At 38.3% G+C, this 14,473-nt stretch carries 7 protein-coding genes; 6 read left to right on the forward strand and 1 reads right to left on the reverse strand.

Going from position 1 to position 14,473, the window contains the following annotated elements; translation table 11 throughout:
• Window positions 1–3: 3 nt before the first annotated feature.
• On the forward strand, window positions 4–1,938 hold the full coding sequence (locus tag D0T08_RS21315) for a heparinase II/III family protein (protein ID WP_116984712.1): 1,935 nt from the start codon (window positions 4–6) through the stop codon (window positions 1,936–1,938).
• Window positions 1,939–2,033: 95 nt separating this feature from the next.
• Here the strand turns inward: D0T08_RS21315 and D0T08_RS21320 are convergent, their stop codons facing one another.
• The gene (locus D0T08_RS21320) at window positions 2,034–3,191 is read right to left on the reverse strand and encodes an MFS transporter (RefSeq protein WP_116984713.1); all 1,158 of its coding nucleotides are present in this window, start codon (window positions 3,189–3,191) and stop codon (window positions 2,034–2,036) included.
• Window positions 3,192–3,756: 565 nt separating this feature from the next.
• Here D0T08_RS21320 and D0T08_RS21325 point away from each other — a divergent pair.
• From D0T08_RS21325 to D0T08_RS21345, 5 genes are all read left to right on the forward strand, one after another.
• Complete coding sequence (locus D0T08_RS21325) at window positions 3,757–4,314, forward strand: RNA polymerase sigma factor (protein ID WP_116984714.1); 558 nt, start codon at window positions 3,757–3,759, stop codon at window positions 4,312–4,314.
• A gap of 44 nt (window positions 4,315–4,358) precedes the next feature.
• Window positions 4,359–5,381: a FecR family protein gene (locus D0T08_RS21330; RefSeq protein WP_116984715.1), complete on the forward strand. Its 1,023-nt coding sequence runs from the start codon at window positions 4,359–4,361 to the stop codon at window positions 5,379–5,381.
• A 199-nt stretch (window positions 5,382–5,580) separates the two neighbouring features.
• Window positions 5,581–9,084 (forward strand): TonB-dependent receptor, encoded by a 3,504-nt coding sequence (locus D0T08_RS21335; RefSeq protein ID WP_116984716.1) that lies wholly within the window; start codon window positions 5,581–5,583, stop codon window positions 9,082–9,084.
• 20 nt (window positions 9,085–9,104) lie between these two features.
• A complete protein-coding gene (locus D0T08_RS21340; protein WP_116984717.1) occupies window positions 9,105–10,985 on the forward strand; it encodes a RagB/SusD family nutrient uptake outer membrane protein in 1,881 nt (626 codons plus the stop codon).
• A gap of 87 nt (window positions 10,986–11,072) precedes the next feature.
• Window positions 11,073–14,465, forward strand: a complete 3,393-nt coding sequence (locus tag D0T08_RS21345) for a VCBS repeat-containing protein (protein ID WP_116984718.1) — start codon at window positions 11,073–11,075, stop codon at window positions 14,463–14,465.
• Window positions 14,466–14,473: the final 8 nt, after the last annotated feature.

Raw genomic sequence — 14,473 nt, forward strand, 5'->3', positions numbered from 1 at the left:
CTTATGAAAATCTTCCTCACATATTCATTAATAAGCCTTACCCTGATTTGCCAGGCTCAAGTGACTCAAAGAAATATTCTGGGTACAAAATATTCTTTAGATGCCTATAAATCAAGTCTAATTCCTAGAAGCCAATGGAAGCCCTATCCGAAGACACCAGAAGAATGGAAAGCCGCTTTACCGGATAGCTTGATTCAATCAATTATTAAGGCAGGAGAATTAACGGCTAAGAAAGAAATGCCACAAATGTCGGCTACAATTCTGATGAATTATGTACGCTCTGGCGATCGTGAAGAGCATTCAAAAATATCATTTGGTCGCCGTGTTAATCTGATGGATTTAGTTCTGGCGGAATCTGTTGAGGGTAAAGGGCGTTTTACAGAAGATATTATGAACTATGTTTGGGCTATCTGTGAAGAGACCTATTGGGGTGTGCCTGCACACTTAGGCGTTCAGAAAGCAAAAAGTGGTTTGCCTGACGTAGAAGACCCAACTGTAGATCTATTCGGTGCTGAAACGGCCTCTGCTTTAGGATTAACCGATTATTTCGTGGGTGATAAATTGGATAAAATCTCACCATTGATCCGCAAAAGAATTTATTCAGAAACAAACCGTAAGATTTTTGAGCCAATCAAACAAGTTGAACGTTATGGCTGGTTGAGTAAAAAAAATCCGGTAAATAACTGGAACCCCTGGATAGTTTCTAACCTGCTGATAGCTGATTTATTTCTAGAGTCTGACGAAAGCAAAAGAGCTGCCAATGCATATACTTATTCTACGCTGATGGATGCCTACCTGAATAGCTTGGGTGATGATGGTGGTTGCGACGAAGGTCCTAGTTACTGGTTTGCCGCAGGTGCTTGTGTGTTCGATGCCCTTGAAACCTTATCGAGTGCTTCTAACGGTAAAATCAATATCTTTGACCAGCCAATTGTGAAAAACCTGGCGGCTTATGTGTATAAAACACATATTGCCGATGATTACTTTGTGAATTTTGCTGATGCTGATCCAAAACTTCGTCCTGATGGAATAATGCTATATCGTTTCGGGCAAGCACTAAATGATGATACACTTAAGCAGTTTGGGCTTTGGGCTTTTAAAAAATTTCCTACTACCTCTACTGCAAATGGTAGTTTTCATCGCATGCGCAGATTATCCAATATTCTTGCATTAAACCAGATACCAAAGACTATCACTGCTTATAAACCATATCCTGATGCCTGGTTTCATGATATACAGGTGCTTACTACCCGTGCCTCAAACGGATTTTATCTGGCAACACATGCTGGTCATAATGCCGAAAGCCATAATCATAATGATGTAGGAGACTTTCTGTTATATGCCAATGGTGAACCGGTAATTATTGATGCAGGACGCGGTAATTATACGGCTCGTACATTCTCTTCAAAACGTTACGAATTATGGTTTACGCAATCGCAATACCATAATCTGCCAATCATTAATGGCAAAGGACAATTAGCCGGACGTCAATATGAGGGAGCCAATGTGAAAAGCGTAGTAAACGATAAAGAAGCTACCTTGAATATGGATATTGCACCGGCTTACGATAAATCCACAGGTGTCCAAACGTGGAATCGTACGGTGAAACTGAATAAAATAAAAAATCAGGTAGAAATCACAGACGACTATACTTTAACCCAGAAGCCAACTTCTTTGGAGCAGGTATTCATGACGGTTTGTGAAGTAAATACAGATGCTCCAGGCAAGATTGTTCTGACCACACCTAAGAAGCAAAGCGTAACAGTATTGTACGATGCTAAAATCTGGACAGTTTCAACAGACCTGCCATCAACCGAAGGTATGGAGTACAAAAGCTTTAAAACTAAATGGGATAGTCACCCTGTGCGTCGCATTATACTCAACAACAAGACCTTATCACAAAAAGGCAAGAATGCTTTTACCGTTGTGATGAATTAGTACATACAAATAATTGTTTGCCATATATGCCGACTTCTTCTAGAATCGGCATATTTTTCTAATGTAGTTTCAAGAACCCGTTGAGAGTAAAAACTCTATTTCTCCTTAAAGGTAAAAGCAACAATCATCAGCAAAACACTCACTGAACCTAAAGCAACTGATAAGGAGGTCAGTTCGGCTACCAAGCCCAATAGAGCAGGGCCTGCTAGTTGTCCGATATAGCCAAGTGTAGTTACGCCAGCAATGGCCGCGCTTGGCGCCATATCAGGCAGATTTCCGGCAGTACTGAAAAATACAGGAACAATATTCGCACAGCCGATTCCTACAAGTATAAAACCAATTATAGTGGCAATTCCCCAAGGGATAAGAATAGCCAGAAGAATACCAGCAGAAGCAAGGATTGCTCCATAAAGCACTACTTTCTGAGAGCTAAACTGATTGATAATTTTATCACCAGATAGTCTCATAATTGACATGGCCACCGAGAAGGCAGCAAAACCTAGCCCGGAGGTAGATTCTGTAAAGTTTCTGTGAAATTGGAGGAATACAGCACTCCAATCCAAAATAGCACCCTCTGCCAGAAATGCTACAAAGCACATCAAGCCTAAAATCAACACCCTACCCTTAGGTATATTAAGCGTCGCTGAGTCGACTTGCTTTTCTTCTGAATGTGGAAGTAGATTGTTATATTGACTTATAGAGATAAGTACTAATAGGCCGGAAATAGAGAAGACAGCAACAGTAGAAGATAAGCCTAATCCTAAGAAAAAGCCTAGGCCCAATGATCCGATAAGTCCACCAACGCTAAAAAGACCATGAAACGAAGACATAATATATTTTCCTATTCGCTCCTGTACTATTACAGCCTGTGCATTCATCGATACATCGATAGCTCCAATTCCTATCCCAAATAGATATAAAGAAATAGCTAAAGCAATGCTGGTATTGGCAAATAAAAGAAGAGGTAATACAGCTGCAATTATAAGAGCTGCAATAAGCATAATTAATCGGCTACCGAATTTATTAATAAGCAAACCTGTAAAAGGCATAATAGTCATGGCTCCTGCCCCTAAACAAAGTAATATAAGACCCAGAGTCGCGTCATTGAGTTGAAGTCGGATTTTAGCCAATGGCACCATGGGTACCCAGGTAGCTAACCCAATACCACAAACCAGAAAGATAAATAGGGTAGAGATACGGGCTTTTTTTAGTTTTTTCCGTGCAGATAAATCGTCGGTTAATGAGGCAATCATAAGACTCTTTATAGTTAAAGTATTAATTCTCCAAAGAAATGAACATTTTCAGAAACCACAGGTATATTTTAAAAAAAAATATTAATTGCTTTTTAATATTTAATAATATTGCCAATTTTACAACTAGTATTAACTAACCCGTGAAACCTAATTAACCCAGTCTGTATAGACCTCACCTAGTAATTTTATAGTGCAAACTTTCCCAAAAAGTCTTGATAAAGTCTAATCTTATTGATTAGAATTCGCGCTTTTCAGAAGATCAACAAAACTTGTTTTCGACTGAATAGGATTATCCGAAGAATTTTTAAAATATTTTAAAAACTTTTGCATTCTTTTCTCTTTGGAGTTCTAAAAGGAGCTAAGTATTTGATTTCTAGAGAATATCTGCTTATAATGACCTCTTTTGTTTTGATGATTTTAATTTAAAAAATACCATATTACGTAAATTTGCTAAACCGTTTTTGTTTGTATTTTTTTAAGAATATTTAAAATGATTTAGGGATTTTAGAGACTTAATTGACTATACATATTAGAATTCATACGTTTGAAAACTGACCTACCTATAATGAAGTACCCAAAACTTAGTGATGAAGAATTGGTTGATTTCTTGAAGAGCGATAATGAAACAGCTTTTGAAGAAATATATAATCGGTATTGGTACAAATTGTTTGGAGTGGCCTATCATGAAATTGGAACAAAAGAAGAGGCTGAAGAATTAGTGCACGATTTGTTTGAAAGTCTTTGGAATCGCCGTCAGTCAAGTGTTATTAAACATCTAAGTTCTTATTTAGTCGTTTCAATAAAACATTTGTCAACCAATTACATAAAATCGCAAATTACACAAAGAAAGTATCAGGAATATTTGATACTCAGCCAGATAAAGCAATCATATTCAACAGACGAAACCGTTCATTTTACTGACTTGTCAAAAGCAGTGGAAGAAGCGATGAAAAAGCTCCCTGAAAAAAGTTGTGAAATCTTTAAACTTAGTCGTTTTGAAAATCAGTCAGTAAAGGATATTGCCGATAGAATGAATCTTTCAGAAAAGGCGGTGGAATATCACCTGACCAAAACTCTCAAAGTATTAAAAGAACAACTCAAAGCTTATCATACCGATAATTAATTTTGTTAAAAATTAAAGATACCGTTACATACGGCCTTAGGTCTATGAACCAGCACGAATTCGACAAACTCTTAGAAAAATATTTAGCAGGCGAATGTGACACTGAAGAAGAAAAACTGATTTGGGAATGGCAGGATAATATGCTCAAAAACAGTCAGTTACTTTTGAATTCAGACGAAAAAGAAGCTATTAAAAAGCATCTTTGGAACAGGATTTACAGCAGCACAATTGGTATGTATGAAGAAGAAATCCCGTCAAAAGCTGGTAGGGCATTTACTATTCTTAAATGGGGCGTAGCTGCTATGCTTATGATAGGGTTGGTTAATATTTTTCTTATGATGAAAAATAAAAAATCAGATGTAGTGGCAGAGGTTTCTCAAGCGCAGCACACAAGTGATATAGAAGTAAAAAACACTTCGAGTACTGATAGTGAAATAAAACTGGAAGACGGCACTGTAGTAAAATTGAAAAAGAATAGTAGTATAAGTTATCCCAAGCACTTTGGCAAGGAAACACGTAATGTATATCTAAAAGGTGAAGCTTTTTTTAAAGTAAAAAGAAACCCGAATGCGCCATTTATCGTACACACGGGAGATTTAGTGACAGAGGTATTAGGTACAAGTTTCAATGTGAAATCTTATGATAATGCCAAAGCCATAGAGGTATCAGTTACTTCAGGTAGGGTATCAGTCTATGAAATGACTGAGAAATTATCGGACAAGAAAAATGGGGTAATACTGACACCGAATCAGAAAGTAGTTTTTGATAAAAGCTCAAAGAAAATAACACCAGGAATCGTGGAAAATCCGATTGCTCTGACGAGTATTTCCGACAAAATAAGCTTTGTATTTGAAGATGCTCCATTACCCGTAGTATTACAGAAGTTAAAAGACGTATACGGCATAGAAATAATAATAGAGAATCAGGATTTAAACCAATGCGCCTTTACCGCCGATTTAAACGACCTGCCGCTGACAACTCAACTTGAATTAATCTGTCGAACGGTTAATGCAAGATTTGAACAAAGAGGCACCAGCTTCTTTATTAGTGGCGAAGGTTGCAAATAAAATGAAATCATCTATTAAACCTTATAAATCATAACAATCACCAAAAAATAACTATAACAAACCAGAATGAAAACATGAAACAAAAAAAGCCGACAATGTTGAAACATCATCGGCCTTGCAAAACTCTCAGCCGAACGGCAATTCGGTATTTGAGAGAAGTAGTTTTTACCTATCACAAGTATAAAAACAACCTAAATGTATGAAAAAAGACGTACGTAGAAAAAATTTTTTGCTCAAAGCAATGAAAATTACGTTTACTCAACTCTTGATGGTCGCCCTCTTTAGCGGACTTTCCTACGCCTACGATGTGAATGGGCAGGAAGTTCTTAAAACGAATGTTTCGCTAAAGATAGAATCACTTGAAGTTAAAAAAATTCTAAGCCAGATAGAAAAACAGGCTGATGTGAAGTTTGTGTATAGTTCAAACACTATACGATTGAATCAGAAAGTATCAATTGTTATAAGTAATAACTTAGCAGAGGTACTAAATGATTTATTCGCACCGCTTCAGATTTCTTATGAGGTAATCGGAGACAGAATTTTACTGCGTAAAAAATCTCAATTGAAGAAAATGTCCCATATCGACGAACTGCGAATGGAAAACGGAGAAATAATTGAGCAAACAGTAAAAGGAAAAGTAACCGAAGCTGATAAGAATGAAGGTTTGCCAGGTGTGAGTGTATTGATAAAAGGTACAACAAAAGGTACAACTACCGATGCCGACGGTAATTATTCCTTATCTGTGCCAGATAATCAATCGGTATTAGTTTTCAGTATCGTAGGTTTTGAACCTACAGAAGTAATTGTAGGTAACCGTACTACCATTGATATAGCTATGAAACCGGATGTAAAATCGTTGGGTGAAGTAGTGGTTGTAGGTTATGGTGTTCAGAAAAAAGAAACTGTAACAGGGTCGGTTGTAAGCGTGAAAGGTACTGAGTTGGTAAAATCTCCAGCCGTAAACCTAAGTAACTCATTAGCAGGTCGTCTTCCGGGTGTTGTTGCCGTCAATAGAAGTGGAGAGCCTGGTTATGATAACTCAGCTATTCGTATCCGTGGTGCCAATACATTGAATAATAGTGAAGCCCTGATTGTAATTGATGGAATACCTAACCGTGCCGGTGGTTTATCTCGTTTGAACCCAGCCGATATTGAAAGTATCTCTGTATTGAAAGATGCTTCTGCTGCCATTTATGGTTCACGTGCGGCCAACGGGGTTATCCTGATTACTACGAAAAGAGGTAAAACAGGTAAACCTGAGTTATCATACTCATTCAACCAGGGTTGGGCAAGACCAACTGTTGTTCCTGCCTTAGCAAATGCTTCTCAGTATGTTCAGATGTTGAATGACCTTGATATCTATCAGTTGCCAGTAAGTGAGTGGGCTGCTGCCAATCAGGCTTATAAATCAACAGGTGTACATACAAGACCAAACGGTGATCAACGCAAAGCTCCATTCTCCCCATCTGATATTCAGAAATATGCCGATGGTTCAGATCCATGGTTATATCCTAACACAGACTGGTATGCAGCAACCTTGAAAGACTGGTCGCCACAGTCGCGTCATAATGTACAATTAACTGGTGGTACAGAAAATATCAGATACCTGACTTCGCTAGGTTATCAGAACCAGGATGCATTCTATAAGAAATCAGCGACAGCTTATGAGCAATATGACATCAGAATAAACCTTGATGCTAAAATTAATAAATACATCAATATTCAAGTAGGTTTATTAGGCCGTGAGGAGTTCAGAAAATTCCCTACAAAACCGGCTGGTGCTATCTTCCGTATGCAGATGCGTGGTAAACCACATCAACCTGCTTACTGGCCAAATGGTTTACCAGGTCCTGACATCGAAAACGGTGAAAACCCTGTGGTAATTACTACAAATCAAACAGGTTATGAGCATGATAAACAGGATTACTTCCAAACTAATGGACAGATAGATATCAAAATCCCTGGTATTGAAGGCCTTAAATTTACAGGTACTGCTGCTATTGACAAACGTATACGTTCAACTAGGCGTTGGGAGACACCTTGGACATTATACGAAAAAGGTACTACTAATAACCCTGATGGTACACCCACACTTGTGGCAAGTAAACGCGGTCCTGCCGAACCTCGCTTGACACTTGGTAACGAAACTCAGTTGAACATATTACTAGGAGGTATTGCTACTTACGAACGTACATTCGGTAACCATGGCATCACTGTATTAGCAGGTACTAACCGTGAAACTATTGCAGGTACTAACTTCAACGCCTTCCGCCGCTACTTTATCTCTACAGCTATTGACCAACTATTTGCTGGTGGTGACCTTGAGAAAAACAACGGTGGTGGTGCTTACAATACAGCTCGTATCAATTATTTCGGTCGTGCTGCTTACAACTTCCGTGAGAAATACCTTGCTGAGTTCTTGTGGCGTTATGATGGTTCTGATATCTTCCCTAAAGAAACACGTTACGGTTTCTTCCCAGGTGTGATGTTAGGATGGGTACTTTCTGAAGAAAACTTTATCAAGAAAGCATTACCTATGGTCAGCTATTTGAAACTTCGTGGATCATGGGGACAAATGGGTAATGATCAGGTGTATTTACCTAATACAACTACTGCAGCTACTTATCAGTACTTATCAACCTATGGATTCCGTAGTTATATTATCAATAACACGGAGACAAAAACCTTGTTTGAAACACGTATTCCTAATAATAATATTACCTGGGAGGTTGCCAATAACTCTAACTTAGGTTTAGAAGGATCATTATTCAATGGTAAACTGTCATTCGAATTTGATGTGTTCTCAAACAAACGTACAAATATCTTGTGGTTCAGAAATGCCTCTGTTCCTCAATCTACTGGTTTGACACTTCCTGCTGAAAATATCGGAGAGGTTTCTAACAAAGGTTGGGAATTTAACATTGGTTATCGGAGCCAGGTTGGTGATTTTAAATACAGCGTGAGTGTAAATGGTGGATATGCTAAAAACAAAGTAGTGTTCTGGGACGAAGCTCCAGGTGCGCCTGAGTGGCAACGTACTACCGGTCGTCCAATGAATACATATCAGGCTTATTTATACGATGGCGTATTTAAAGATCAGGCAGAAATTGACGCAAACCCGATTGATTACAAATCTATCGTAAACCAATTGCGCCCGGGAGATATGAAATACAAAGATTACAATGGTGATGGCAAGATTACACCTGACGATCAGGTTCGTACAGATAATACTAACTTACCTCTGTTCCAAGGTGGTGCTAATATTAGTGCACAATACAAAAACTTTGACCTTGCTATCCTGTTCCAAGGAGCTGCAGGTGCTAAGCAATATGTAAGTGCAGGTGAGTCTGGTAACATCGGTAACTTCTTGTTGGACATTTATGAAAACCGTTGGACAATCGACAACCCAAGTAGCGTACACCCACGTATTGCTAACCGTAGTGACCAATACTACTCAAATGGTAATACCTATTGGTTAAGAAGTACAGACTATATCCGTCTGAAAAACTTCGAAGTAGGTTATACTATTCCTGCTACCTTGGGATCAAAAATTGGTTTAAATAATTTTAGAGTTTATGTAAATGGACTAAACATGTTGACATGGGATAAACTGAAAGTGTATGATCCGGAAACTGATAACTCAACTGGTCAGTACTATCCACAATCAAAAATCATTAATGTAGGTTTAACAGCAACATTCTAAAAAATTTAACTTAAACAGCAATGAATAAATTTAAGAAAATATTAACTGCGGCTGTTATAGCGGGATTTGCTGTAACAAGTTGTAATGATGATTTTGTAAATACCAGTCCGCTTGACCAAGTATCAGAATCTGCTGTTTGGTCAGATGCAGCCTTGGCTGAGGCTTTCGTAACTGAACTTTACGCAAGTTTGCACATGGGCGGATTCAGTGAAGAAATGCAGGCATCTTTAACCGACGAAGCCTCTTTTACTCACCCGGGTCGTGGTATCACTACAATTACAGAAGCACGTTCAAATCCGGCTGATATAGGTTGGGGAAATGGTACTAACACTACAGGTAACAATCGCAGTGCAAGTTGGGGCCAGATGTATATCCGTATCAGAGCTTGTAACCTTGCATTGGCAAATCTTGAAAAGGTTTCGTTTACAAATACTAACAAAATAGTAGAGCGCCTGAAAGGAGAAGCCACATTTATGCGTGCGTATCTTTATCATCAATTGGTTCGTAACTACGGTGGAGTACCATTGGTTGATCGTCCATATGCTTTAGGTGAAGCTGACTATCTGGCGCCACGTAATACGATGGAGGAATGTATCAACTTTATCGTAAAAGATTGTGACCAGGCTGCTACGTTGTTGAATGGTGTAACTATGGCTAATGGACGAGCTTCTAAAGCAGCAGCCTTAGCACTTAAAGCACGTATTTTAACATATGCAGCCAGCGATTTGTATGATGTAAATACTGCCAAAGCAAAATCTACTGTAATGGCGGCATTCAGCAAACCAGAAGTACTTGCTATTGCAAGCGGTAGCCGTGCTGAACGTTGGACAAAAGCTAAAGCGGCTGCCAAAGCTGTACTAGACTTACCAGGTTATGGGCATGCATTGAATTTATCTGCTCCTGCAACCAAAGAAGAAGGTACTGCCAATTATATGAACATCTCGCTTTCTAGAAATGGCGGTGAGAAAGAAATGCTTTTTGGTCGATATTTCATTAATGCAAAGCAGGAAGACGGCGGACGCCAAGGCTTGTTTAACGGCCCTAATGGTTACCACAACTGGGCAGGTAATGCACCTATCCAACACTATGTTGATGATTTCGAAATGATGGATGGTACCAAATTCAACTGGCAAAATCCACAACATGCCAGTCAGCCTTATGTAAATCGTGACCCACGTTTCTATGCGTCGATTTTATATGATGGTGCCCCTTGGAAACCACGTACAGCTGACGTTGCAGCTAAAGACCCAGCTAACCAGATCCAAACCGGGCAATATGAATTAAGCAGTGGTTCAGGTAAAGTAGCTTACTTTGGTTTAGATACACGTAAGAGTACGGTTGAAGACTGGAATGGAAGCTATACTGGTTATTATACCCGCAAATTCATTGACCCAAGTCCTGCTATAGTTGACCAAAATACATGGCAACAAGTACCTTGGCCTGCTTTACGCTTTACAGAAGCAGTATTTAACTATGCAGAAGCTTGTATAGAGTTGGGTGAAGACGCAGAAGCGCGTACCTGGTTGAACAAAATCCGTTTCCGTTCGGGTATGCCTGCGTTAACAGAGTCAGGCGATGCACTTCGTCAACGTTATCGTAACGAACGTCGTATCGAGATGGCATTTGAAGAGCAACGTTATTACGATGCCCGCCGTTGGATGATTGCACCAACAACGCTGGGAAGAAAAGCCAACATTATTAGTATAACAGGTACATTGAAACCAGGTAAAACGGTTACATTATACAAATACGATCCTGAAAATTATAATTATGAGTATAAAGTAACTGATCTTGATCCGGGGAAAGAAAACCGTACATGGTTAGATAAAATGTATTTCTTACCTATCCATCGCGATGAAATGAACCGTAATAAGAATTTAGTACAGAATCCTGGATACTAATTCGTATGTTAATAAATTGGGTAGTTGAGTGCCTTACAGGTACCCAACTACCCAAAATTTTTGTTATTGAAGCCTAATACCTATCCGATGAAATCCCTAAACCTCGTTGCACTAAACCTATTATTGTTTTTACTGGCCTGCCAAAGCGAAAAGAAATCTGCTGAAAATCCTACCGATAAAACATCAAATGAGCCTCAGCTTTTTACACTTTTAGCTCCTGAAAAAACACATATTGATTTTCAGAACATCATTAATGAAGGGTTGAATACTAATGTGTTGATGTATGAATATTTTTACAATGGGGGTGGTGTAGCCTTAGGGGATGTAAACAGCGATGGTTTAGATGATATTTATTTCACGAGCAATATGCAGTCCAATCACCTTTATCTCAATAAAGGTTCAATGGTTTTTGAAGATATAACCACCACTGCAGGGGTTTCAGGACGAGAAGGCCCTTGGAAAACCGGAACAACGATGGCGGATGTGAACGGAGACGGCTTATTAGATATTTATGTTTGCTATTCAGGTAATTTATTGCCTGAAAAACGTACTAACCAATTATTTATTAATCAGGGGAAAAATGCCAGTGGCATTCCCACATTTATAGAAAAGGCCCATGACTACGGTTTAGACAGCCCTGCAACCAGCACACAAGCAGCCTTTTTTGATTATGACAAAGACGGAGATTTAGATATGTTTTTACTAAACCATAATCCTAAATCTTTACCGGTACTAGACGAAGCCACAACTGCTCAGATTTTAAAAAAAGAAGATCCCGAAAATGGTATGCGTTTTTTCAGACATGACAAAGGAAAAAACGGAGAGCCTATCTTCAAAGATATTACCAAACAGGCAGGCCTATTAAGCTCTGCACTATCGTACGGGCTAGGAATAGCTATCGCCGATTATAATAATGATGGCTGGCAAGATATGTACGTTTCAAACGATTATACTATCCCGGATTTTCTCTATATCAATAATAAAAAAGGCGGCTTTATCAATCAAATCAGTGAGGCAGTAGGCCATTTTTCTCACTTCTCAATGGGTAGCGATGCCGCTGATATTAATAACGATGCACTGACAGATATTTTTACGCTTGATATGTTACCGGAAAGCAATCAGCGACAAAAACTATTGATGGCACCCGACAATTACGAAAAGTTTGATTTCAACATAAAAGTAGGTTTTGGCCATCAATATATGCGTAATATGTTGCAATTGAATCAGGGAGTTTTGAATAACAGTTCAACAACTAAATATCCTCAATTTTCAGAAATTGGGCAATTATCTGGTATTTCTAACACTGATTGGAGTTGGAGCGCACTCTTTGCTGATTATGATAACGATGGATGGAAAGACCTTTATATAACCAATGGTTATTTGCGTGATTATACCAATATGGATTTTCTGAAATATATGAGCGATTATATTCAGAATAATCAGGCAAATATTCAACGCCAGAATGTACTCGATCTGGTCTTGAAAATCCCTTCATCAAACCTGACTAACTATATGTATAAGAATGGTCAGAATCTGCAATTTAAAAACGTAGTAAACAGTTGGGGTATGAACCATAATGCCAATAGTAATGGAGCTGCCTATTCTGATCTTGATAACGATGGTGATTTGGATTTAGTAGTGAGTAATATTAATCAAGCAGCTTTTATCTATCAGAATGATGCAGATAAACAGCTAAAAAATCATTATCTGAGAGTTAAACTCAATGGTGAGGGATTGAATAAATTAGGAATAGGGGCAAAGGTATCCTTATATAAAAACGGAAAAGTGCAATACCTTGAACAAATGCCAACACGAGGTTATCAGTCAAGCGTATCACCTGTTTTACATTTTGGTTTAGGAAATGATACAGCCATTGATTCATTAAAAATAGTCTGGCTAAGTGGAAAACAACATATATTGACTAATATGGCTGTAGATAAACTATTGGTTATTGAAGAGAAAGATGCCAAATCATCCAATCAGACAACACAAACGGAAGTACCATTATTCAAAGAAACCAGTGTAGATATCAAATATATAGCAGCAAGTAATACCATTAATGATTTTAAACAGCAAACATTATTAATAAATCCATTGTCCTTCAGCAGCCCTTGTATGACAAAAGCCGATGTAAATGGTGATGGATTGGAAGATATTTTTATAGGTGGAGGCAGTGGACAGGCAGGAGCATTACATCTTCAGATAAAAGGAGGTAACTTTACCACTAAACTACAGCCCGCTTTCGAAGCTGATAAGCAAAACGAGGATGCTGATGCCATTTTCTTCGACGCTAATGGTGACACTTTCCCGGATTTGTATGTAGTAAGTGGAGGCTATGGAAGCATGATGACTGACGACCCAAAATTGCAAGACCGCTTGTATATTAACGACGGCACAGGCAACTTTACTAAGGCTACCGATGCTTTGCCGAAAATGTTAGTCAGCAAAAGTTGCGTAAGAGTAACTGACATAAATCTGGATGGTAAACCTGACCTATTTGTAGGGGGAAGAGTAATTCCAGGTCGTTATCCTGAAACACCACAGAGTTATATTCTAATTAACCAGAGTAATGGCGGGAGAGCTCGATTCGTTGACCAGACGAATAGTATTGGCGAAGAAATCAAAAACATAGGTATGGTAACTGACGCAGCCTGGTATGATTTGAACAATGATAAACAAGCTGAGCTCATAATAGTAGGAGATTGGATGCCTATTCAGGTATTTGCTTTAAATGGAGGTAAATTAGCTAATGTAACTAATACTTATTTTGAGAAACAATATACCGGATTATGGAATAAGCTTCTGGTTGAGGATTTTAATAATGATGACAAAGCAGATTTGTTGGTTGGGAATTTAGGTTTGAACTCTCAGTTAAAAGCCAGTGAAAAAGAACCCGCTGAACTATTCTATAAAGATTTTGATGATAATGGTTCACTTGATCCAATTCTCTGTTTTTATATTCAAGGCAAAAGTTATCCTTATGTAACGCGTGATGAATTACTTGACCAGCTAAGTATTATGCGTACCCGTTTTCCTGATTATAAAAGCTATGCTGATGCAAGTATAAAAGAAATTTTTACCAGTGAAGAATTAACCAATGCTAAAAAACTAACCATTAACACACTCAAAACGACTCTATTTTTAAGTGATACCAAAGGTAAGTTTCAAGAAAAAGGCTTGCCTTTGGAAGTGCAGTTTTCTCCGGTATTTGCTATGTCGGCAATTGATGCAGATGATGACGGAAAAAAAGATATTATACTGGCCGGAAACATTAATCGGGGGCGTTTGAGATTTGGTAGATATGATGCTAATTTTGGCCTTGTTTTAAAGGGAGATGGAACCGGACAATTCTCTACCCTTAAACAACAGCAGTCCGGATTAAATGTGAAAGGTGATGTAAGAAGCATACTTGCTGTGAATAATTTGTTACTTTTTGGTATAAATCAGCAGGCATTGAAAACCTACACTTTTAAAAAGTAATTAAAAAA

This window comes from Emticicia sp. C21 (assembly GCF_003418935.1).
In the GTDB taxonomy this organism is placed as follows: domain Bacteria; phylum Bacteroidota; class Bacteroidia; order Cytophagales; family Spirosomataceae; genus Emticicia.

Bases quoted from the DNA above. Each gene is read 5' to 3' on its own strand.
- D0T08_RS21315 (WP_116984712.1), top strand. From the start codon at position 4: ATGAAAATCTTCCTCACATATTCATTAATAAGCCTTACCCTGATTTGC.
- D0T08_RS21320 (WP_116984713.1), bottom strand. From the start codon at position 3,191: ATGATTGCCTCATTAACCGACGATTTATCTGCACGGAAAAAACTAAAA.
- D0T08_RS21325 (WP_116984714.1), top strand. From the start codon at position 3,757: ATGAAGTACCCAAAACTTAGTGATGAAGAATTGGTTGATTTCTTGAAG.
- D0T08_RS21330 (WP_116984715.1), top strand. From the start codon at position 4,359: ATGAACCAGCACGAATTCGACAAACTCTTAGAAAAATATTTAGCAGGC.
- D0T08_RS21335 (WP_116984716.1), top strand. From the start codon at position 5,581: ATGAAAAAAGACGTACGTAGAAAAAATTTTTTGCTCAAAGCAATGAAA.
- D0T08_RS21340 (WP_116984717.1), top strand. From the start codon at position 9,105: ATGAATAAATTTAAGAAAATATTAACTGCGGCTGTTATAGCGGGATTT.
- D0T08_RS21345 (WP_116984718.1), top strand. From the start codon at position 11,073: ATGAAATCCCTAAACCTCGTTGCACTAAACCTATTATTGTTTTTACTG.